This window comes from Streptomyces sp. NPDC001351 (assembly GCF_042896045.1).
In the GTDB taxonomy this organism is placed as follows: Bacteria; Actinomycetota; Actinomycetes; order Streptomycetales; family Streptomycetaceae; genus Streptomyces.
On sequence record NZ_JBIAWS010000004.1, the window covers coordinates 51078 to 72241 of the forward strand.

Annotated in this window: 25 protein-coding genes and 1 tRNA gene; 11 read left to right on the forward strand and 15 right to left on the reverse strand. The window is 64.8% G+C overall.

Annotated elements, in window-relative coordinates:
* Positions 1 to 68 precede the first annotated feature (68 nt).
* From ACFY1U_RS15020 to ACFY1U_RS15030, 3 genes are all read left to right on the forward strand, one after another.
* Positions 69 to 995: a metallophosphoesterase gene (locus ACFY1U_RS15020; RefSeq protein WP_390694574.1), complete on the forward strand. Its 927-nt coding sequence runs from the start codon at positions 69 to 71 to the stop codon at positions 993 to 995.
* Positions 996 to 1049: 54 nt separating this feature from the next.
* Positions 1050 to 1835: a Pr6Pr family membrane protein gene (locus ACFY1U_RS15025; RefSeq protein WP_390694575.1), complete on the forward strand. Its 786-nt coding sequence runs from the start codon at positions 1050 to 1052 to the stop codon at positions 1833 to 1835.
* Between the two features lie 42 nt (positions 1836 to 1877).
* Positions 1878 to 1951 (forward strand) — tRNA-Pro (locus tag ACFY1U_RS15030).
* A gap of 77 nt (positions 1952 to 2028) precedes the next feature.
* Here ACFY1U_RS15030 and xerC read toward each other — a convergent pair.
* The 10 genes from xerC to ACFY1U_RS15080 form a co-directional block, all read right to left on the reverse strand.
* The gene (gene xerC / locus ACFY1U_RS15035; protein ID WP_390694576.1) at positions 2029 to 3195 is read right to left on the reverse strand and encodes a tyrosine recombinase XerC; all 1167 of its coding nucleotides are present in this window, start codon (positions 3193 to 3195) and stop codon (positions 2029 to 2031) included.
* Positions 3195 to 3383, reverse strand: a complete 189-nt coding sequence (locus tag ACFY1U_RS15040; RefSeq protein WP_390694577.1) for a helix-turn-helix domain-containing protein — start codon at positions 3381 to 3383, stop codon at positions 3195 to 3197. The genes xerC and ACFY1U_RS15040 overlap by 1 nt, the downstream gene beginning before the upstream one ends.
* The gene (locus ACFY1U_RS15045) at positions 3380 to 4681 is read right to left on the reverse strand and encodes a replication initiator (protein WP_390695202.1); all 1302 of its coding nucleotides are present in this window, start codon (positions 4679 to 4681) and stop codon (positions 3380 to 3382) included. The genes ACFY1U_RS15040 and ACFY1U_RS15045 overlap by 4 nt, the downstream gene beginning before the upstream one ends.
* Positions 4682 to 4824: 143 nt before the next feature.
* Complete coding sequence (locus ACFY1U_RS15050) at positions 4825 to 5070, reverse strand: SpdD protein (protein WP_390694578.1); 246 nt, start codon at positions 5068 to 5070, stop codon at positions 4825 to 4827.
* Positions 5071 to 5095: 25 nt separating this feature from the next.
* Positions 5096 to 5290 carry a hypothetical protein gene (locus ACFY1U_RS15055; RefSeq protein ID WP_240869941.1) on the reverse strand — a complete coding sequence of 65 codons (195 nt, stop codon included), beginning with the start codon at positions 5288 to 5290 and terminating at the stop codon, positions 5096 to 5098.
* Between the two features lie 16 nt (positions 5291 to 5306).
* Complete coding sequence (locus ACFY1U_RS15060) at positions 5307 to 5498, reverse strand: mobile element transfer protein (RefSeq protein WP_354937343.1); 192 nt, start codon at positions 5496 to 5498, stop codon at positions 5307 to 5309.
* A gap of 265 nt (positions 5499 to 5763) precedes the next feature.
* Complete coding sequence (locus tag ACFY1U_RS15065) at positions 5764 to 6417, reverse strand: DUF2637 domain-containing protein (protein WP_390694579.1); 654 nt, start codon at positions 6415 to 6417, stop codon at positions 5764 to 5766.
* 81 nt (positions 6418 to 6498) lie between these two features.
* Complete coding sequence (locus ACFY1U_RS15070; RefSeq protein WP_390694580.1) at positions 6499 to 7875, reverse strand: FtsK/SpoIIIE domain-containing protein; 1377 nt, start codon at positions 7873 to 7875, stop codon at positions 6499 to 6501.
* Entirely contained in the window at positions 7875 to 8243 is a 369-nt protein-coding gene (locus ACFY1U_RS15075; protein ID WP_390694581.1) for a hypothetical protein, read from the reverse strand. The genes ACFY1U_RS15070 and ACFY1U_RS15075 overlap by 1 nt, the downstream gene beginning before the upstream one ends.
* Positions 8244 to 8413: 170 nt before the next feature.
* Complete coding sequence (locus ACFY1U_RS15080) at positions 8414 to 9205, reverse strand: GntR family transcriptional regulator (RefSeq protein WP_390694582.1); 792 nt, start codon at positions 9203 to 9205, stop codon at positions 8414 to 8416.
* 109 nt (positions 9206 to 9314) lie between these two features.
* On the opposite strand from ACFY1U_RS15080, the gene ACFY1U_RS15085 reads away from it, so the two are divergent.
* From ACFY1U_RS15085 to ACFY1U_RS15100, 4 genes are read left to right on the forward strand one after another with little or no spacing between them, the layout of a single operon-like run.
* Positions 9315 to 9722, forward strand: coding sequence for an NUDIX hydrolase (locus ACFY1U_RS15085; RefSeq protein WP_390695203.1), 408 nt, complete (start codon positions 9315 to 9317; stop codon positions 9720 to 9722).
* A gap of 46 nt (positions 9723 to 9768) precedes the next feature.
* Positions 9769 to 10200, forward strand: coding sequence for an ATP-binding protein (locus ACFY1U_RS15090; protein WP_390694583.1), 432 nt, complete (start codon positions 9769 to 9771; stop codon positions 10198 to 10200).
* On the forward strand, positions 10200 to 10577 hold the full coding sequence (locus tag ACFY1U_RS15095; protein WP_390695204.1) for a hypothetical protein: 378 nt from the start codon (positions 10200 to 10202) through the stop codon (positions 10575 to 10577). The genes ACFY1U_RS15090 and ACFY1U_RS15095 overlap by 1 nt, the downstream gene beginning before the upstream one ends.
* Positions 10578 to 10634: 57 nt before the next feature.
* Positions 10635 to 11498, forward strand: coding sequence for a hypothetical protein (locus tag ACFY1U_RS15100; RefSeq protein ID WP_390694584.1), 864 nt, complete (start codon positions 10635 to 10637; stop codon positions 11496 to 11498).
* Positions 11499 to 11908: 410 nt separating this feature from the next.
* Here ACFY1U_RS15100 and ACFY1U_RS15105 read toward each other — a convergent pair whose 3' ends face one another.
* The 4 genes from ACFY1U_RS15105 to ACFY1U_RS15120 form a co-directional block, all read right to left on the reverse strand.
* Positions 11909 to 12733 (reverse strand): hypothetical protein, encoded by an 825-nt coding sequence (locus ACFY1U_RS15105; RefSeq protein WP_390694585.1) that lies wholly within the window; start codon positions 12731 to 12733, stop codon positions 11909 to 11911.
* A gap of 39 nt (positions 12734 to 12772) precedes the next feature.
* Positions 12773 to 14131 (reverse strand): AAA family ATPase, encoded by a 1359-nt coding sequence (locus ACFY1U_RS15110; RefSeq protein WP_390694586.1) that lies wholly within the window; start codon positions 14129 to 14131, stop codon positions 12773 to 12775.
* A 306-nt stretch (positions 14132 to 14437) separates the two neighbouring features.
* Positions 14438 to 14581 carry a hypothetical protein gene (locus ACFY1U_RS15115; protein WP_390694587.1) on the reverse strand — a complete coding sequence of 48 codons (144 nt, stop codon included), beginning with the start codon at positions 14579 to 14581 and terminating at the stop codon, positions 14438 to 14440.
* Between the two features lie 619 nt (positions 14582 to 15200).
* Positions 15201 to 16223 carry a hypothetical protein gene (locus ACFY1U_RS15120; RefSeq protein ID WP_390694588.1) on the reverse strand — a complete coding sequence of 341 codons (1023 nt, stop codon included), beginning with the start codon at positions 16221 to 16223 and terminating at the stop codon, positions 15201 to 15203.
* A gap of 848 nt (positions 16224 to 17071) precedes the next feature.
* On the opposite strand from ACFY1U_RS15120, the gene ACFY1U_RS15125 reads away from it, so the two are divergent.
* Positions 17072 to 17449 (forward strand): hypothetical protein, encoded by a 378-nt coding sequence (locus ACFY1U_RS15125; RefSeq protein ID WP_390694589.1) that lies wholly within the window; start codon positions 17072 to 17074, stop codon positions 17447 to 17449.
* Between the two features lie 82 nt (positions 17450 to 17531).
* On the opposite strand, the gene ACFY1U_RS15130 is transcribed toward ACFY1U_RS15125, so the two are convergent.
* Positions 17532 to 18002: a hypothetical protein gene (locus tag ACFY1U_RS15130; protein WP_390694590.1), complete on the reverse strand. Its 471-nt coding sequence runs from the start codon at positions 18000 to 18002 to the stop codon at positions 17532 to 17534.
* Positions 18003 to 18243: 241 nt separating this feature from the next.
* Here ACFY1U_RS15130 and ACFY1U_RS15135 point away from each other — a divergent pair, with 241 nt between their 5' ends.
* The 3 genes from ACFY1U_RS15135 (at position 18244) to ACFY1U_RS15145 (ending at position 20684) form a co-directional block, all read left to right on the forward strand.
* Positions 18244 to 18588, forward strand: coding sequence for a hypothetical protein (locus tag ACFY1U_RS15135; RefSeq protein WP_390694591.1), 345 nt, complete (start codon positions 18244 to 18246; stop codon positions 18586 to 18588).
* Between the two features lie 510 nt (positions 18589 to 19098).
* Positions 19099 to 19779 carry a DUF488 family protein gene (locus ACFY1U_RS15140; RefSeq protein WP_390694592.1) on the forward strand — a complete coding sequence of 227 codons (681 nt, stop codon included), beginning with the start codon at positions 19099 to 19101 and terminating at the stop codon, positions 19777 to 19779.
* A gap of 119 nt (positions 19780 to 19898) precedes the next feature.
* Positions 19899 to 20684: a hypothetical protein gene (locus ACFY1U_RS15145; protein WP_390695205.1), complete on the forward strand. Its 786-nt coding sequence runs from the start codon at positions 19899 to 19901 to the stop codon at positions 20682 to 20684.
* Positions 20685 to 21164 lie beyond the last annotated feature (480 nt).

Consider the following 21164-nt stretch of genomic DNA (forward strand, 5'->3'; position numbering starts at 1 on the left):
CGGTGAGCCTCGGGCCGCCAAGGGGCGGCGCGGCTCGAGGGGCCTTCCGGGTCTGACACGATGGATGTATGCGCGCTCGATACGGAGTACCTCTGGGGATCGCGGCGGCCGGTGCCGCCGGTGTGGTGTACGCGGCGGGATTCGAGGCCCGCTCCTTCCGCCTGCGACGGGTGACGGTCCCCGTCCTGCCCGCCGGAATGCGTCCCCTGCGGGTCCTCCAGGTCTCCGACATCCACATGGTCGGCGGCCAGCGCAAGAAGCAGCGCTGGCTGCGGTCGCTGGCCGGCCTGCGCCCCGACCTCGTGATCAACACGGGCGACAACCTGTCCGACCCGGAGGGCGTCCCCGAGGTCCTGGACGCCCTCGGCCCCCTGATGGACTTCCCGGGCGCGTACGTCTTCGGCTCCAACGACTACTACGGCCCCAGGCCCCGCAACCCCGCCCGCTACCTGCTGGAGAAGGTCCAGGGCCGCCACGGCCTGAACGGCAACCCTCCGGTCGTCGGCGCGATCCACAACCCGTGGGAGGACCTGCGGGACGGCTTCGACGCGGCGGGCTGGCTGAATCTCACGAACACGCGCGGCACGCTGAAGATCGAGGGCGTCACCCTGGAGCTGACGGGCCTGGACGACCCGCACATCAAGCGCGACCGCTACCCGCAGGTCTCCGGCGGCCCGTCCACCACCGCGGACTTCTCGATGGGCGTCGTGCACGCCCCGTACCTGCGGGTGCTGGACGCCTTCACGGCGGACGACTACCCCCTGATCCTGGCCGGCCACACCCACGGCGGCCAGCTCTGCATCCCCTTCTACGGCGCCCTGGTCACCAACTGCGACCTGGACCCGGCGCGGGTGAAGGGCCTGTCCAGGCACACGGCGGAAGGCCGTACGTCGTATCTGCACGTCTCGGCGGGCTGCGGCACCAACCGCTACACACCGGTACGGTTCGCGTGCCCGCCGGAGGCCACTCTGCTGACGCTGGCGCCCAAGGCGTAACCCGGTCGCCCCACCCGCATCGCGGCATATGCCCCCTTTGCCTAGCTTGGGGGCATGACCGCCCCCATACCCAGGGACATACCGGACCTCCCGGCACTGCCCGGTGGGTCCCTACTGGCGCCCTCCTACGTCCCCGCCTCCGCGGTGGTGGCCCCCGTACACCGCCCCCTCGCCGCCGTGTACCGCCTGCTGGTCGCCCTGGCGGCAGCGGCGGGCGTGACGATCAACCTGCTCCTCGGCAGCCCGGTCCACGTCCTGAGCTACTTCGCGATCCAGAGCAACATCCTGCTGGCCCTGGTCTTCACGCTTGCGGCCCGCCGCGCCTGGACGGCCCGCCGCCCGCTCCCCTCCGCCCTGACGGGTGCGACGCTGCTGTACATCATCATCACGGGGCTGGTGTACCACCTGCTCCTGAAAGGGGCCTCGCCCCCGTTCTCCATGACGGGCGGCACCACACCCCCGGCCGGCCTGCAGTGGATCAGCAACCAGATCCTGCATACGGCCGTCCCCGCCGCCGCACTCCTGGACTGGCTGCTCCTGACGGCCCCCGGCCGCCTCCACCTCCGCCAGGCGCCGACGTGGCTGCTCTACCCCCTGGCCTACCTGGCGTTCTCCCTCGGCCGAGGCGAACTGATCATCCCCGGCACGCCGGGCCGCTATCTCTACCCGTTCCTGGACGTCGGCCTGCACGGCTACAAGAGCGTCCTCGGCAACGCCCTCCTCCTCGGCCTCGCCTTCTACGGCCTCGCCGTCCTCATGGTCGCCCTCGACCACATCCGCCCGAACCCCGTCCGCCACCGCGCCAAAACCGGATTTCGTCTCCAGCCACCAGTGGGCTAAAGTAAACGACGTCGCCGCGACAAGCAGGACATGCGACGACATCGGGGTGTAGCGCAGCTTGGCAGCGCGCTTCGTTCGGGACGAAGAGGTCGTGGGTTCAAATCCCGCCACCCCGACAGTGAAACACCAGGTCAGGCCCACCTCCGGATTTCCGGAGGTGGGCCTGATTCGTGGTGCGTGTCTAACTGCGTGACTAGCGCTCCGGATCCCGCTTGAAGATGCCGTCCATAACCACGGCACCGGTTTGGATCACGGGGCGGATCTGCTTCCGGTACACCTCCTCGGTCACGGCCGTGCCGGAGTGGCCGACGAGACGGGAGATCTCCTCCAGCGGGACCCCACGGTCAGAGAGCAGGGACACGAAGCTGTGCCGGAGCTCCCGAGGCGTCCACTCGTCACCGTTGATCCCGTCGATGCCCTTGAGGGCCTGCCGAAAGGCACGGCGGACGTTCGCGGCATCGAGCGGCTTGCCGACAGCCGAGGAGAAGACGAGGCCGTGTTCCTCCCAGTCGTCGCCGGCGGCGAGCCGATCCCATCCCTGGTCTTCAAACTGCTGCCAGAGGACATCGACGCAGCGCGCCGGCAGGGCGAGGGTGCGCCGGGACTTCCGGGTCTTGGTGTCGCCAGTGCGCCGGACTGAGCGCCACACGGCGATGTGGGGAGGCTGCGGCGGATCCATTTCGGGACGGCCCTCCAGAAAGACGTGGTCCCAGGTGAGGGCACGCAGTTCCTCGGTACGGGCACCCGTCAGCAGCGCGACGACGATGTACGCGTGCATCGAGGTTCCTTCGGCCCCCTTGAGGACCGCCTCAGCCTGGGCGAAGGTGAGCGCCTTGGAGGGACGCCCCGCCTGGCCCTGGGGAACGGAGCACAGTTCGACGACGTTGCGCTTCACCTTGTCCCGCGCCATGGCCCGCTTGACCGCACGGTTCAAGTAGGAGTGGAGGGACTGGAGAGTGCGCGTGCTGAGCGTCTTGGCCTTGATGGCAAGCCAGCGGTCCACATCCTCCGCGCTGAGGTCGCGGAGCTTGCGTGCGCCGAGCGACGGAATGACATGCTTCTCGCTCAGCAGGGTTGTCGTCTCGACGGTGCTGGGATCGAGGCCGGCCAAGCCGTAGGCGAGCCAGTCCGTCACCGCGTCCTTGACCGTGTAGTTCGTCGGGGCGATGGCAAGACCGTCCTCGTGGTCCCGCAACACCTCCTTCAGCTTGTTCTTCGCCTCCGTCTTGGTCTTGCCACTCCCCCGCTTCACGATCCGCTTACCGCTCGGATCAAAACCGAGATTCGCCGTGGCGATCCAACGCTGTCTCTTCTCGTCCCAGTGCAGGCCGCCGTCACCGCGGCTACGACGCTTCGTCATCAGGCCGCATCTCCCATCTGGCCTCGGATGAAGGCACGTACGGCGTCATCGGGGATGCGACGGCAGCCGTCGACTTTGATGGAGACCAGGCGCCGGGTACGGATGAGGTCGTACACCTTCGTGCGGCCGACCTTGAGCCGCGTCATGACCTCAGGAACGGTGAGCAGTTCGGGCGCTGCCGTGGTCATTTGGTGGGCTCTCCTTCGGTTCCGGGGGCGGGTTCGAGGGATGCGGCGAGCCAGGCTTCGGCGGAGGACAGGCCCGTTCCGGCGAAGACCCAGTGCGCGAGGACGTACGTGGTGTCGGTGCCCCGTTCGGGCTGTGCGGCGGCTACTTGGGCGCGGCGCCATTCGGCTCGGGCATCGCGCAGGGCGCCAAGGGTGGTGGAGTAGCGGCGGGACTTGGTGGAGAAGTGGCCGCGGAAGCCGAGCATGTGGGCCCAGGCGCGCAGGCGGAGGTGTTCGAGGCTCTTGCGTGCGCCGAGGTCCCAGGCGGTTCGGATCAGGCGGCGGGCGTGGTCGCTGATGTCGAGTTGGGCGAGTTCGGCGGCGAACTTCAAGGGACGGTCGAGAGCTCCCGTCGCGGTCTCGGCGCCCTTGGTGGCGTACTTGGCGATGTAGGCCGCGACCGCCCGTTCGGTCAGCTCCTGGCCGTCGTTGAAGTCGGCGGATCGGATGGTGCGGACGTCGAGCTGACGGCCGAAGGTGAAGGTGTGGGTGCGGCCGTCGATGACCGGGCCGTCCACGCGGACCTTGGCGGTGGCGGCGCGGATGGCGTCGGTGAGGAGTTTGGCGGTGGCCCAGGGTGGGGGTGGAGTGTCACCTCCGGTGGGGCCGTCGATGCGGATGACGGCGTGGAAGTGGACGGCGCCGCGTTTCTGGTATTCCGCGACCTTGGCGAAGGAGACGCGCGCGTGGTCGCGGAACCGGCGCTGCGAGAGGCCCGCGCGCTTGGCGACCTCTCGGCGCAGGTAGGTCGAGAAGCGCCGCCAAAGCTGACCCGCGTGGGCGTTCCAGAGCACGGCCGCTTCGTAGTCGTACGTGTCCGGGTCAAGCGGAGTGCCGAGGGTGTCGTCGTCCTGGTCATGGTGGACGCCGCACCGGCAGGTACGGCCGCTAGAAGGGCGGTTGTGCACCGGGCCGAAGCTCGGCGCCGTGAAGGTGGCGAACACGCGGGGGTGGGTGGCGACTTGTTCGGGGGTGCCCTTGCCGCCGCGCAGTCCGGAGGTGATCAGTTGGAAGGTGTCGCGGCGGTAGACCTCCGCACACGCCGGGCAACGGGTGGCGCGGCGGTTGTTGCAGCGGACCATGAGTTGGCCGGCCGGGAGATCCGTGGAGTCGAGGTGGTGCAGGACGTTGCCGATCTCGCCGGTTGTGGTGTCGACGTCGTACTCGGTGCGGTGGCCGTCGAGGCGGATGGGATGGGTGCATCCGCCGAGGGTGGAGAGCTGGCGGAGGATACCCGGGAGCGTGCCCTGTGCGGCCAGGTTCGCGACTTCCGGAAGTGGGGCCGGAGTGGTGCGGGTGAAGATGGCGGTTCTCCTTCTGGCTGGCTCGGTCGGGAGGGACAGGCCCCCGGGGCGGCGTCTGCTTGGTCGTGTGCCGCCGCCCCGGTGGCCAGGGGCAGAGTTCAGCGCCGGTTGTGGTCGCGGAGCATCGAGCGCAGGACGACGGCCGCAACGGCGACGGAGATGGCCGTGACGGCGACGGCGGCCAGGAGCGCGGTGAGGACGACTCCGCCGACGAGCACGACAGCGACAGTGTTCTTGTCGATCGAGACCGACGGGAATGAGCGCGCTATGGGCGCCGGGTCGACCGGGGCGTGGGTGTGCACGGGCGGCGGGGTCGGGTTGTCGGGGTACTTGGGCAGGAACACAGCGAACCCTTTCTCATCTACTCGTCTAGTCATGTGAGCCGTTAATGACGTCCACGCCCGAGCGCGTGCCGGACTCGATGGCGGGCGCCATGAAGGTGTGCGAGAGCCAGAAGCCGAAGAGGGCGATCAGGACGACGACCCAGGTACGGACGCCGAGGAACTTGACCGCTCCCCAGGCGAAGAAGCCGAGGACGAACACGAGCGGGAGGCTGACGGTCACGGCGGGGAGGTCCCTTTCAGCGGACGGGGCAGCGGTGGGTGCGGGCAGCCAGTTCGGCGGCTGCGCGGCTGTCGTAGTCGGCGGAGAAGTTGCAGCGCGGGGCGGTGCAGGCGGCGGTGTGCTTCTCGCGGCCCCGGCCGTCGTAGGCGGTGGCGACCTGGACGGGGCCGATGCGGGTGACGTTGCGGAAGCGGCGGTTGGCAGTCACGGAAGATCTCCTTTTCGTTGATCGCTCACCCGAGGGGTGCGAGGCGTGTAGACAGGTGGCATGTCACAAGGGGCGCGGCGGCTGGCCGCCTTCGGTTCGGCCGCGTTGGTACTTGGGCTTGCAGCTATTGGGGGAAGGTGGTGGGTGGGCGAGTCCTGGACCACCGTGATCACCATGTGCTGCCTTGAGGTACTGATCATTTCGGCCGTTCTCGGAACCCGGCGAGCGTTGCGGAAGCGGTAAAGCCTCCCGACGGGGCCCGCTTTCAGAGCTGAGCGGCGATGGCTTCGGCCATGGGAGCCGGAACGCCGAGGCGGGCACGAAGCGTTGGCGTGTCGATCGGTGTACCGGTGCGGGTGTGGTGTTCGGCAGCGACCTTGCGGGCATGGTCGACCAGTGCAGTCGGGACCGCGACGGCGGGACGTTCGGGCACCTTCTCGACGGCGGGACGTTCGGGCACCTTCTCGACAGCGGGTTGGGCGGGCGGCTCGGAAGCGGATTTCGGCGCTCCCTCCTGCCCCTTGGCCACGTGCACGTCGTTATCCACTTCCGCCGTAGGGGCGGAGTGGGCGAGGAGTGTGCCGCCGAGGAAGGCGACGGCGGGCCAGCCCGCGACGAGGATGCGCAGCCAGGCCGGCACCTGGGTCATGTCGAGGAGTCCGGCGGTGGCGGCGTTGGCACCAAGGGACGCAGTCAGGGCGATGACGAACCAGCACCAAGAGGACGCTTTGGCGCCCCCGAAGCGCAGTCGGCGCCAGGCGGCGACGAGGAGCAGGTCGACGCTGATGGGGTAGGCCCACGCCTTCCATCCGTCCTGCCCGGCCGCCGCAGCGATGTCGTGCAGGTGGGCGAAGGACAGCGCGGCGGCGATGAGCGCCTGGACGAGTACCGCGTCGACGCGGGCCAGCAGGGCACGCATGACGCGCCTCCTTCCGGGATTCGGGCATGGCGGGGTAGGGACGTGGCGTGAGGCGGTCACGCCGATCGGGACGGGAATGGGTCAGTCGGTCACCGGGCGCGGCTTGATGACCGGGGCCGGGGCCTCGACCGGTCGTACGGGCACGTCCGGGCGGAAGGGCTTGAGCGCGGCCAGGTCGGGGACCAGGTGCGCGGAGTCGCGGCAGATCTCGGCAGCGTCGCCGAGGGAGAGGTACGGCGTGCGGATGCGGGACCAGCCGCCGGAGGTGTCACCGGCGACAGCCAGGCCCGGCCGTTCGGGAGCGATGGTGCACGCGGCCATGACCGCTTCCGGGGCGATGTCGCCGAGGGCCATCTTGGCGGAGGATTCGTCGTTGACGCGGTGGCAGACGCGGCCGGTGAGCTGGGCGCGGAGCATGGTTGCGCCCTTGCCGAGTTCGGCGCCGAAGCGCTGGCCGCAGACTTCCAGGTAGATGCCGGCGGCGCGGCCGAGTTGGGCGAGCCGGATGAGCTGGGTGACCATCTCGTCCCGCCGTTCCTCGTCCTTGCGGGTGGCGACGAGGAAGAGTTCGGCGACCTCGTCGACGAACAGCACGATCGGCGTGGGGCGTTCGCGCTCGGGCAGGCCCCAGATGTCGGAGGTGATCTCCTCGTCCGGGGTGTCCGGGGCGATGCCCTGCCGGGCCTTGATCAGGTCGTATCGGTCCTCCATTTCCTTGACGAGCGCGGGCAGCAACTCGGCCGCCTGCTCCGGGTCGGTGGCGAGCGCGGAAAGCCGGGCCGCGAACGGCGCCAACTCCACGCCCCGCTTGCAGTCGATGCCGACCAAGGCGACCGGCTGCCGGGCGAGCCCGGTGACCAGGTGGCGCAGGTACATTGACTTGCCGGACAGCGTGGCGCCGAGGGTGAGTTGGTGCGGGATGGTGCGGTAGTCGCGCACGAAGGGCATGGCGTCCTCCCGCAACGCGACCGGCACTTTGAGGAGGCCGTCCGCGACCTTGCGCGGCATCCGGACCTTCCGCAGGACGTCGTACCCGACGAGCCGCAGTTCGACGACACCGGGCTTGACGGTGGAGACGTACACGGCATGAACTCCCCAGGCATGCCGCAACCGTTCGGCCGAGGCGGCGACATCGGCCGGTTCCTGACCCGGCGCGAGCCGCAGCCGAAGCCGCAGCCCGGTCGAGGTGGGCCGGATGACGCCCCGACGCGGCGGGACGGGCCGGACCTCCCGGTTCGTGGTGGCCTTGACGGCGAGGACCCGCAGCCGCGAGGGCGCCACGGTCAGCCCACACGCCTCCATGACCGAGCCGTACGAGCCGAGCAGCCGAACCGTGGATATCGGCAGGCCAATGGTGGACCAGTACACGCCCGGGTGCTTGGCCCGGGCGTAGGCGGCCCCACCGCCGAGTGCGGCGACAGGACCACCCACCTCCAGAAGCGTCGTCAGGTCGGACATCAGGCGGCGGCCTCGGTGTCAGCCTGAGCGACGGCCGGGAAGACGGCCGGGGTGACGGCGGCGGCGCGGAAGGCGATGCCGTGCCGCTTCTGCCCGTTGAACACGGACTCCCACGGCCGGGCGACCAGCCCCGGCAGCGAGACCGGCGCACCCAGCGCCAGCCCCTCGGACACACCGCTCTCGGGAACGGTGACCTTGATCAGCGACGACTCGCCCTCCTCGATGTGGACGACACCGATCGTCATCAGCGCCTCACCGCTAATGGCGTCCTTGGCGATCTCGCCCGTCTGACGGTCACGGACCTTCGGCTCGGGAGCCTCGGTCAGCAGGATCGTCGCGGCCGAGGTCTCAACACGGATGGTACGCAAGGAACTTCCCCTATCTACTCGTCTATACATGTAGCGGCCTGCGAACCCGATTGCCGGGAACGTGCGGACCACCTTGCCACACAACTTGCCCACTCGTCTATACGAGTATGCAGGTTGGGGTGTACGAGTTCGGGAGAACGTCCCCGCGCACCACCGCAAACCATGACGTATCAGGTCGCCGGAAGCTGATACGACAGCACGTACGCATCTGCCGCCATGACGGTGTCGCAGACCTCGACGGCTCGCCCTTCGGTGTCGAACGCGGTCCGGATCAGGTGAATGACCGGCACACCAGAGGCCAGTCGGAGCGTCTTCACCTCGGCCGGCGAGGGCATCCGGGCCCGGATCTCCTCCTCGAAGTGGTCGAGGTGGTGACCTAGTTCTTCGAGGCGGGCGTAGATGCCGCCAGGCCCGGGGTTCGGCTCGGCGATCTGCGTACCGCGCGCGATATCGAGCGGCAGGTAAGACGTAGCGAACTCGACCGGCCGCCCGTCGAGCAGATACCGCCGCCGCCTGGCAAGCACGCGCCGCACGGAACCAAGCCGGGCGGAGACGTCCGGGCTGGCCTTCTCTTCCTTGACCTCCAGGCTGTCGACCTGCGGGTGGCTGCCGGCAGCGTCGGCCTCGACGATGAAGGCGGACTTGCCCTGCTCCCTGTGCCGCCGCGCGAACCGGTCAGAGGCTAGGCGCCGTACGGGTGGCCGGGGCCGGACGAAGACGCCCTTGCCGTGCTCGGCGTGCACGAGCCCTTCCCCCTGAAGGATGGAGAAGGAGTTTCGAACCGTCATACGGGATACCCCGTAATGCTCAACAAGGTCGGCTTCCGAGGGCAGCTTGTCGCCCTCGTGGAATCGCCCGCGGTCGATGGCCTCACGCAGCTGGTCGGCGATCTGCCTAAAGACCGCACGATCACTCGTGGGGTCCAGGTCGCCGAGGAGGCCGGAAGGAAGAGAAGGGCTCACGCGTGTACTCCTTTAGGTATCTAGACGTGTGGGCGAGTCTTGTTGCTACGGTGGAGAGCCTAGCCAGCCGAGAGGGCCGAGGAACGTGAGCACCGACCGTCCGCACTCCGTGAGCGTCGCCGGAGTCATCGTCGACGCCCAGAACCGAGCCCTCCTGATCCAGCGACGCGACAACGCCAAGTGGGAACCCCCAGGCGGCGTCCTCGAACGCGAGGAAACCATCCCCGAAGCCCTCCAGCGCGAAGTCCTCGAAGAAACCGGCATCAAGATCGCCCTCCCGGCGACCCTGACCGGCGTCTACAAGAACATGACGGGTCTGATCGTCTCGCTGGTCTTTCGCTGCCAGGCCTCCGACGGCACACCCACCACCGGCGACGAGACCCGCGCCCTGCGCTGGGCCACCCGTGAAGAAGTCTCCGACCTCGCCGACGAGGCGTACGCGATCCGCGTCCTGGACGCACTCGACGCGGCGTCCCCGCCGGCCATCCGCGCCCACGACGGCGTGAAACTCGTCTAGCCCGAACCCGCTGCACATGGCGGCCTACCAGCACGAAGGAACTTGTATGCACGAGTATACGAGTAAGCCCCGGGTCTGGGGGCTCACTTGCCCAGGATTCCCGGAAGAGGTCAGCCGGGCTCGCCGCTGGACCCGCGACATCCTGCGCGGGTCGCCCTTAGCAGAGGTCGCCGAACTGATCGTGAGCGAGCTGAGCGCGAACGCGATCCTCCATACGGCCACCGGCCGGGACTCCGGAAGCTTCCATCTGGCTCTCGCGGTGTCCCCGCGGATCGTTGCCCTGTCCGTCACCGACGACGGAGGCGCCGGCACAGCCCCGAAGGTCGAGCACCAGGACCAGGAGGCCGAGCATGGCCGGGGCCTGGGCATGGTCAGCGCGATCGCCCACCGGGTCGTGGTCCACGACAGCGACGGCGGCCACACAGTCACCGCCGAACTGTTCGCGGGCCCCCACACCGGAGGTCACTCGTGCTGCTAATGACCAAGCCTCAACGGGGCTACTGGTGCGAGTGCTGGACTGAAGACCTCACCGAGGAGACGGGGCCGATCCTGCTGGCATCCTTCGATGCGTATTCGGTACCGCAGGCAGACAGATGGATAGCGATCGCGCTCCGCACGATCTCACCGGCGCTCGCCCCTGACGCGTCCCAGGAAGCGTGGGAATGGCTCTACGACGGCCGAGTCACGACGAGGCAAGCCCTCCTGCGCTCCGAGCCCTGCACGGTGACGGTGACCCAGGCCTGCACTCGCATCACATGGACGATCCGGCCCGTCGTCTTCTTGCCGCTCGTTCACCGGCAAGCCGCCGAACTACCGCCCTGTGCCTACGACTTCAAACCACAGAAGCACGACTGATGCTTGGCCCGAATGCTCAAACCGACGATCATCTGCCTTCCGGGCCAGGAGTCAGGCATGCTCAGCACTGTGAACACCGGCAGCAGGGATCAGCAGTGGAACGTCACGGACTCCAGCGAGAACTCTGTCGATGTTGGCATGGCCAAGAGGATCGCCACCCCGGATGAGCGCGAGGAGCACAGGGGCCTGCTGACGCGCGCTAACTGGCCGGCAGTGGAGCACGCTTACGGATACGCCACCGAAGCCCCCAAAATGCTGGCAGCGCTTCTCGACCAAGACCAGGGCACCAGGACCAGAGCGCTTAGCTACATACACAACGCCTTGCACCACCAGAACACGCTCTACGAAGCGACTGTGCCCGCGGCGCAGTACGTGGCCGCGATCCTTTCGGACCCGCGCACGAGCCGCACCGTGGACAAGAGCCGCTACGCCTTCCCTGGTTGCATGCGCGCCGAGCTGCTTCGCTGGATTGCCTCGGTGGCGAACGAAGTCACCGACGACGCCGGAGCCCTCAGCAAGCACCACGGGTTCCCCCTTGACGACCACGCACCGGCCGTCGGCATCCAGAGGATTCGACCGCTCCTCTTCGCGGCATCTCTCCCCTACACCGAGGAATCCGACCGCCACGTGCGCGAAGCAGCCCTGACAGCCTGCATCCCCCTCCTCGACGATCCTCGATTGCTGGAGCACCGACCGCCCCTGGTGCCCTTGATCCGAGAAGTCTTGGGCACGAGTGAACTGTGGCAGCACCGCGAACGAGCCATCGGCACCCTCGACGCGTGGGGCGAGGACTCCTCAGGCCTGGAAGGCCAGCGAAACCCGTTCCTGTTCTGCGATTCCGACCTGCCTGCCGACGGCTCATCGATCTGGCCCACCAGCCGCAACTCTTCCGAGGGATACAGCGAAGAGCCGCCCTTCTGACCACCCTCACCCAAGATCCACAAGGCCTTCGGCCGGTGCGTTACAACCTTCTTTACTGGTTCAAGGCGGCTCGCTCCGCTCACCGCGCGCGGCCCGGCCCCCGGCCGGGCCTACGCTCCTGTCTCCGCCCCGCTCCAGCCCGGCCAGCGCCCGTGCCGCGCTCAAAGCATGCAGCCGCCTGATGCCAGAGAAGGGGTACGTCGTGGCTGGGGCGGTCGGCTCCACGGCTTTACGGAGCCACTTTGGCGCGAGCCTCGAAGATCATGGCCCCAACGTCGTGCTTTACCGGGCAGGTCCACAGACTGCCCGACGCGCCGGAAGCTTACGGGGCCATGATCACTCGCGCCAAAGCAGCGCCACCCCAAAGCCGCTCCACCGACCTCGAAATGCCAGCCGAAAGAACATGAACACTAGCACCTCCAAATCACTTCCGTTTTCCCTTCAAACCAGCCCGCCGCTTCTGAATAAATCGAGAAGTCACGGAAGCGCTCTTCGCTGAGGGAAGAGCGAGCCGTGCGCTCAACAACGTCCGCTCCAATCCTGACCTTCCAGCGGAATTTAGCAAAGATCGAGAATGCCTTAGCGAGGTCATGGCCGGTACAATAACGAGCGGGGGTGGAAATTTCACCGAGTTCACGCGTGAGGACTTCTTTCAGATCCTCCTTGGAGTGAGTTCCATCCTTCGTTCTCGCAAGGCATAGATCGATAAGAGTATTCAGGTCAACCAGCAAGTCTTCCTCTTTTACTGCTTCACCTAGAGGAAATCTGCGGAGATTCAAACCCAGCCCATCTCTCTCAGATATATAGCGCAGTACGCCAATCGGGAAAGAAAGCGCAACGCAGATCTGCCATATATCTTCCTGCGTGCATCCCGCCATGCCCACCCGAAACCCGGTGCCAGCACAGAAGCTGCTCGCAATACCTTCATACACCGAATCCGCAAAGAATATACATGCATCAAGATCATATCGATCGGTGTGCACAATTCGTGGATCCTGGAGATCGCCTGGGATTAACTCCAACCAATCACGGTCAAGGATCGCAAAAACACCAGGAAAGTCATCCTCGATAACTCGATACATGCAGGCGTGCGCACTGTCTTTACCGTAGGCAGGTACCGGAAGACACGAGTCGAGATTGGTAAATCGATCGAAGACGGCGACATCCGCAGGACCCTCCACCACGATAAAGTGACGCCTGTCGTTAGTTCGCAGCATGATTAGCTCTGCGTACAAGTCGTCACCCGTAAGCTCTGCGAGCAATTCCCCCCCTAATTACTCAACATCTGGAGCAAGTGAGATCATCCGATCGATCCATTTACCGGCAATTTGAGGCGAATGCGTCGCCACAATTGAGCGAAATTTGACCAGGGAGGCAATTCGACGCAGGTCTTCAATGAAGCTTTTTTGCCAGGAGACGTGTAGCGAGATTTCCGGTTCGTCGATCAAAACTAGCGCCCCTGGCCGGACGTTGAAGAGGAGATCGTAGAGGATCACAAGCTCATGCTGCTCCCCAGAGGAGAGGGTTGCGAGTGGAAGCTCATGCTTATCTTCGTCGTCGCTGACGACCTTAAGCCCACGCCTTCTGTCAATTTCCAGATGCTTATACAGGAAGCGCTTTTTCACGATCTCCAGGAGGAGGCTTACTCGGTCCAGAATGTCTTGGAAGGTGGAGAGCTTTTTGTCGCTATCCTGCAAGTACGTCCAAAGAACATTTTTCTGCCACGATGCCATACCATCAGGAATGCTAATGACTCCGGACTTCTCACCAAGAAGAGAAATCTCTGCGAGCCTTCTTCTCAATTCATTCTGCTCAGCATACCTGGCGCGAATCTTCTGCTCATCTGGGAACTCCGATTGCGCCCTCAAGAGTCTTTCTGGGTAAGTTCGGTCGAGCTCTTGAGAAACGCGTGAGTTTTCTGCAAGCGCTTCGTCGAGTCGACGACTTAGATCCTTGGAGAACTGCTCAACCTTGATCGCGCCCGTGTTTCTTGACGACCGAGGAGACGAGGGGGATGTTTGGAGGCCCAGCAACCTCTGTGTCTCAATTAGATGAACTTCATTTCCGTCGATAAAATTCCGAAGCGGTGGCGGAATTTTTCGTTGCTGCGAAGTTCGGTAAAATGAGGGTGGCAGCCTATCCCCATAAATCTCTAGCAATTCACTCGTCGTAAATACTTCTCCGGGGTCGCTTTCCCAAAGATCAGGCCCTACTTGCTCAATACCAAGGTATCGCGATGCATGCTCGCGCAAGCGAACAGTATTCACTTCGTCATTATCGAAATTCGTGTGCCACCTGACAGGGTCACCCCTGTCAGGTAGGTGTAGCTTAAGGATAACCTGCCGGGTTTTCTTCTCAAGGCCATCGCCGAGCGGCAGCGTTTCTTGGTAGTTCCTGACTACCTCCAATGTGCAGCCGTCCGAGTAAACAAGTTCGGCTGAACCAAATGGGATGCGTGCAATATTGTGAACGCGCAAAGGTGACGACAAAGCTCGGATTAGCTCTAGGAGCTTGGTTTTCCCGATGCCATTGGGGCCATGAAGAATGATAAATTCGTCTTCCTCCGGGAACTCGATCTTATGATCGAATCGCCCTAGCAGGCCCTTGACTCTAATCTCAATCAATCGCCTCAAGGACGCACTCCTCGTCTGTGAAGCATGATGTCCCCTGGACCTAGGAAAGGGATTCTAGCGTCTGCAGGGCGAGTTGGGAGTGTCCATCTTTGAATCCATGGTTCAGCGGCACCCACAGGAACGGGGCCAGCCACCGGATGGAGTAACACAGCAGTGTGACACTGAGGACGTGCCAGGCCCGTGCCAGATCCTGCGGGGAACCATGGGCGAATGGCGGGGACCAAACCGTTGGCTAGGCAGGTGCCGTAGCAGCTCCACCGCAGGTCAGACCAGCGGCCGCCCGTACTAGACCTCAGCTTCCCAAACTCAGGGCTCGTCTACGCGACCGTTCAGATGGAAGAGAAGCCACTCGAGCCAGTCCGCTGTGACTCCCAGAGAAGAGGCCCAGGCGTGCATGGAGCTGACGTAGGCGGCGTATCGGGTGGGCCAGTGGTGTGTGCCGGCCGCCATCCAACTGGTCCACCCGAGGGCATTGAGCGAACGAAAGACCCGGAGCAACGTGGCCGGGGCCGGTGAGGGGGGAGCGAAGCACACGCGCGTCTGATCGGCCGGCGCACCCACTGCCGTGGCTGACCGTCATCGGCTGAGGCTCAGACTCCCAAGACTCAGCTTCCGCCCAGGGTTCTCCGAGGCGAGCGGGCCGTGCCATTTACGTGCCAGATCCTGCGGGGAACCACGGGGAACAACGGGGACTGGCCACGGATATGGTCAGGGCTCCGACACGGTCCCGCCCCAGGTCAGCGCAACAACTGCCGTCGGAAAACCCGAGCTTCCCAAGCTGATGGCCCCGTGAAGCCGTCATAGCGGGCTGGCCGTCGCAGCTTGTTCACATCTCCGGCGCGCGCCAGCAGTTCAACGCAGCAGCGGCGCAATGTGCCCCACAGAAAAGCGGCCACGACCAGCATGAGCTGTGCCCGGGCAGAAGCAACACGGCAGAGAGTTCGGGACCAAAGGGTCGCGTACCACAGCCGGGCCAGATGCAGGGGTCAGCCACGGTCAACAACCGGAATTAGCGGTTGCGTGTGTGCCCACTGGCCGGGCCGTTGAAAGGGGCAAATTTCCACCCGTCCTACTCCTTCGCGCGACCTCGCAGAATGCCCCACAAGAAAGCTCCGATTCCGATCGCTACTGCAGCACGATATACGGCGGACCTATCCCCTGTCTGGGCAATAGATTCCTCAGCAGCAGTAGATTGCAGCGAGGTCGGCTCTTCGAGAGGGTTTTCTCGCGACGCAGCCTGGTCGTTTTCATCACGCTTTTTCCGGAGCCACCCAAGGAACTCGGTCGAGAAGATGGCCGCTCCAATACCGAAGCAGATCCCTGCCGTCGCCGTTGCATCTTGCCACCGCGTCGCCACGTCCTCGTTTGTCATTTCTGCTATAGGTGCGATTGCCGAGAACGATTGCCATGTCAAGCCCGCAGTCGTTGCAGGCTGGGGCTCAGCGGACTCAACATGCAAACTCATTGGAATATTTGCATTGACCTGAGAGAGAAATCTTGGCGGGCGCGCATAACTTCCGGAGAGTTTACCAGCCCCCTGAAAGACGCCTGTAACGCTTGTCGAGGGCGCACTAAAGGCGCCTATCAATGGCCACGACTCGACCTCCTTCGGGCCGTCAAATCCGGCGTAACGGCCAACATACCCCACTTGGGTAGACGTCTTTCCGCTTAGCTCAAGCGGCGTTCCCAACCATGGATCGGTAGGCTGAGGAGTCTGGTTAGAACTGTCAATACAAGGCGCTACGTCCGGGATATCGACTTTAAACGCTTGGGCCGTATTGGAATCAGGACCCGCGGAGCCTATGATGTCAGAGGTGTTCCCCAGACCGACGCTCCATGCTCCCTTTACCGGGGAAATTTCGGGGCTCATAACTGGGTTGATCAGCCTAGCCTCCTGCTCAAGGATAATAAACCCAGAAAACTTTCCTTTTCCGCAAACGATGACGAGATAATTAATTTTCGGTTCGTGGGTTGTTAGCTCTGATCCAGGCGCGGCTATCAACTTGACCTCATGGGACGCGTCGCCCTGGCGTTCTATGACATTGATCGCGCCTTCGTTGCGCTTCCAGTCTGGCGAGGCATCGCTGACCATCGAGCATATGAAGAAGGTCGGCACTGAGATGAGAGAGAGAGAACAATCAGGGTCCAATAACCCGCAGTCGCCCACCGTCTTGTTGGCATGGCTGGAAGCTACCAGAACGTGACCGCGTTCGATGGCAGTTACTGGAAGTAAAACCGGATTCTACGGCCGTGGAGCACTCGGGCCTCGTGAACCACAAGTAGCTGCCGGGTCTCGTCACAGAAGCCATCATGAGCTCGGTCAATTCGCGGACCGCGGCCGGCTCCTCATCGTTGACGTCCAACGCCAGAGTTCGGGAATCTCCCGTAGGGTGCCCTCAGCTTCCTGCTCGTTGACGGGTTCATCGTCCCTCCGGGCTGATACCGGCGGTGCCGCGCTCGGCCAGCACCCGCGCTGTGACACCTCCGTCTACCAGTGCACCGCCATACCCGCGTCGTTACACCGCCGTTTGGCGCTTCGCGCCGCGCGGAGACCAAGCGAGGACTCCTACGGACCCTGCCTCCGCTTACTGGGCCCCGTGGTTGCTGACTGTCCCATTACCGCACGCCACGACTGCCGCAAACCTTACGAGCGGAGCCGGGGCTGACATCCACGAGCACAGACATCGGCGTATCCCGACAGTTCAGCCCGGAATCACCGACGCCAACCGAGCACCCGCGCACAGGGCGGGCGCAGAAGCCGGATCGAACTCCTAAAGCGGATGTCAGCCCACCTGGCCCGGCTCGAACGGACTGGCCCCTCGACAACGGGCTGGTGCTGCGGGTCTACAACTGCCGACCGACGCATGTTCTGCGGGTGAGGTGACGATCTATTCTGAGGCGAGCCGTGTGCCGAGGGGGGACGATGAGCGGAGTCGGCAAGTGATCGGCGGCCTATTTGCGCTGTCCGTGCTCGTTGCGCTTGCTGTCCGGTTCGTCGTGGCGGCCGTCCGGCTCTGGGGGCATCCCGAGCGCGCTCCCGAGGCCGCGCGATCGTTCAGTGTGCGAGGGGCGCCAGGATGGGTCATCGCACGGGGCATCGTGGTCGTCGCGGCCCACTTCGTTTTGATGGCCATCGCGGTGATCGCGCTGGGAACCGCGGTCACTCAGACGCGGAAGCCGGCTGGGCCTTGGTGGGCGATTTCGCTGGCGGCAGGCAGCGGAGTGATCCTTTGTTGGCTGCTGATCATCCTGATCGGGATCTTCAACAGGCCGCGTTTCCTTGTGGTTCCCTACCTCAGAGACAAGCGGCGGCTGTGACACAAGAAGCAGCCCGCGTGGGAGCCTCTGACCACCTCCCGGAGCCTCATGTGTCCCCTACGTGCCCGATCCAGCAGCGAGTTCAGCGCAGGGACCGCCGCTCGTCTACGTGGCGTGTCGGCACGCCTAGGAACACGTCGGGCGTCGCAGAGCCGTAAAGGATGTTGAACGTCTCCAGTCGATAGGACCAAGCCCCGTCACAGCGGCCGACGAACCGATAGTTGATCTGCCATTGCAGCCATTGGCCAGGAGCCAGACGAACGGCAGGCGGGCGCCGATTGCGTCGTGGCATGGCAAACATGCTCACTTCTGGTGGGTTCACGCGCAGCAGCCCATCGACCTCGCGGAGGATCGTTCCGGGTGCTGACAGATCTTGCACCTGTGTACGCGGCTCGAAGGAATCAGATTCCCGCATGGCGACCTCGTGGAAGCCAGCCCTCATGCCCGGAGGCAGCAAGAAGGCCGTTGGGGCGGCGTTCCTGCGAGCAGCTTCAGAGCCGCCACGCGACTTCTTCGTCCACGACGTACACACCCGCTGAACGACAACATCCATGGCCCCAATCATCGAGCGAGACGCCGCACTGCGGCCACAGAGTTACGTGTCGCCAGAACCGTGCCAGAGACTGCGGGGAACCACGGGGAACAGCGGCCACCCACGCAGAGGCGCCCTCATGTCATGACTCGGCTCGACAGCAGGTCAGCGGGACTATCGAGCCCGTAGAACCCAAGCTTCCCAAGCTGATGGCATCAGGCTGTGAGTAAAGATCGCGTTGCCGACGATCCCAGCCCCGCTCATGGCATTGACCGATTCATCGCGCCGCCTCACGATGATCGGCGTGATGTACATCGCTGATCTTGCTGGCTCCGCTCCGACAGGCGCTCCTCCCAGCACGGCCAGTGCCACCTTCCTCATCCTGGTGGGGGTCGGCCTGCTGTGCGGAGGGATTGTCATCGCCACCGACTACAAGAGGGCGGCGTCCCGCCTCTACGCGAAGGCGATGAGCGCGCAGCGGAACAAGCCAGCCCGCATCTACGGCGGCCCTACGGCGGGGCCGTTGAACCTCAGAGTGATAGGGCTCTTCCAGTCCCTCGGCGGCACTGGTGTGGCTGCTGTCGGTGTCTACTTCCTCAGTCGATAGTCGGTACCGACGTCGACAAGCAGACCGGTGAGTGCCGGCACAAGCAGATCCCTGTCGGTCATGCGGGCCAACTTAGCCGAGCCCTACGACACCACCTCATGGATCGGTGAGTGTCTAACTGCGTGACAACGCCCACGCACACCAGCGGACAACCGCGGACGCCTGCGGACCATCGCAGCAGGTAAGAGGCACACCAGCCCAAGGCGGAGCACCCACCCAAGTTGCTTCGGGACGAAGAGGTCGTGGGTTCAAATCCCGCCACCCCGACAGTGAAGTACCAGGTCAGGGGCCTGATCCACCAAGTGGATCAGGCCCCTGACGGGTTTCTGGAGATCGTTTGGGAGAAATCTGGGAGAAGATCTTGGTCGGGTCCTCCCAGGGGGTGCCTGGTGAGGTCGTCTGAAATGCAGCGGCTGAGGGCACTCGGACCTGCGCGTTCGCGAATCCGGCCCCGTAGTCGGCCGGGAACACCATGCCCGTCGGCCTCAACCGCCCTTAGGATCACGACACATGGAAAGCCATCACTCGGCGCGGCCCCACGACCACGCCCGAGGACTCGCTCGGCGCGTGCGAGCGTTGCGGGAAAGCCGCGGGTGGTCGCGGGAGCGGCTGGCCAAGGAAGCCGGCATCGCCGTAGGAACGCTGGCGCGGCTGGAGAGCGAGGGAGCGATCCAGCCAGGTTTCTTCACCGTCGGAGCGGTCGCCGAGGCCCTTGAGATCTCCCTCGATGACCTCTTCCGGGAGACCAGGGGCATGCCCGGCCTCTGGTCCGCTGGGTACGAAGGCCGGGACATCGACTCCTTCGTCGGCTCCCTCCTCGACAGCCGTATCGATGTCGTGGCGGACGTACGCCTCACGCCGATCAGCCGCAAGAAGGGCTTCAGCAAGACTCGGCTGGGGCAGGCGCTCGCCGAGGCCGGCATCAAGTACACCCACCTCCGTGGCCTGGGGAATCCCAAGGACAACCGGGCGCCGTTCTGGGACGGCCGGCTCGACGTGGGCCGGGCCCGTTTCCGTGGGGTGCTGCAGTCCGATGAGGCGCAGTCCGACCTCGATCGCCTCGCCGAGCACGCCCGGCAGTCCCGGGTCGCGGTGCTGTGCTTCGAGAAGGACGAGAGCCGCTGCCACCGGCAGGTCGTCCTGGAGACGGTCCGCGAACGGGCTGCCGTACCTGTGATTCCCCTGGCCTGACTTCATCCCTTGCCCCGGCAGGCGCTCTTGCCGGTGGCGCATGCCTCTCCTCCAATCAGATCGGGAGATCAGTGGAGGGGGCAACCATGGGATCTGGGAATCGGCAGCGCGCACGGATCATGATCACGGTCAAGACGTACCCGGAGCTGTCGAACAAGTACCGCGAGACCAGTTGCGTGGCGGGCATACGCCTTGATCGGGGGGAACCGCAGCGCGTACGACTCTTCCCGGTGCCATTCCGACTCCTCGCCGAGGAGGCCAGGTTCTCCAAGTACTCGATCATCGAGGTCGACGTCGAGCCGCACGGCAACCGGGACTCGCGGCCCGAGAGTCTGCGGCCGGATCTCGACACACTGAAGATCGTGGGCGACATACCGACGGGCGGCGACTGGAAGCAACGGTACAAGTACGTCGAGCCGCTCGTCGCACCGTCCTTGTGCGCGATCAAGAGGGATCAGGATGAGCGGGGGACCTCCCTCGGCGTCTTCCGGCCTACGGACGTCAGCTTTCGGCTGACGGCGGCCGAGCCCTGGTCCGAGTCGAAAGCCGCTCTCGCCGACCAACTCGACCTGTTCGAGCAGGATCTGGCCCCGCTGGAGTGGGTGCCTCTGGACTTCCGTTACCGATTCCGTTGCGCGGACAAGGGCTGTCCCACGCACGAAATGGGACTGAAGGATTGGGAGGCTGGCGCCTCGTACCGCAAGTTCCTGCGCAAGTACGGCGAACACGCCGTGCACGACAAACTGCGGGAGCGCTGGTACGACTCGATCTTCGCCTTCGACCGTGCCGTCCACTTCTTCGTCGGCAACATCGCCGCCCACCCCAAGACCTTCATGCTGCTGGCCTTGTTCTACCCGAAGGCGAACGTTGTCGAATACGTCCAGGACAGTCTGTTCGGTGACTGAGTGGCAGAGGTGACATCGTCGATTGTCAGCACGAAGGCGCCTGCCGGGAAGGGCTGGCGGTCAGCATACGACGTCGTCCGTCGGGCAGCCGGTGCCGATCGGCCAGACAGCTGGCCACTCGGCCGCACCAGCAGAACCTCTGAGACAACTTGTCACCAGGTGCTTCTTCGTCAAGGCCGCAAGAAGACGAGGTAAGCGCTATCTACCCGGACGGCGGGTCGGCGCGAAATTGTCCGAAAGATTGCGATCGCCAGGCATAGCCATTAGAGATTCGCCAGGCATTACACAATTCCAGCCAGCATGACATTCAAGATCTGCACTGGAATGAAAAATTCCCCCACGGGATCCAGCGGCTCGCACACGTATGTCCGCAATCATCCCAGAAAAGCGGTGGGGCCGATTCCCGTCGCTGTACATGTGGCCTCACTGTGAAAACTTGTGATGCCTCGGTAACCACTGGGGTCACCGGTGTCCGTCTTC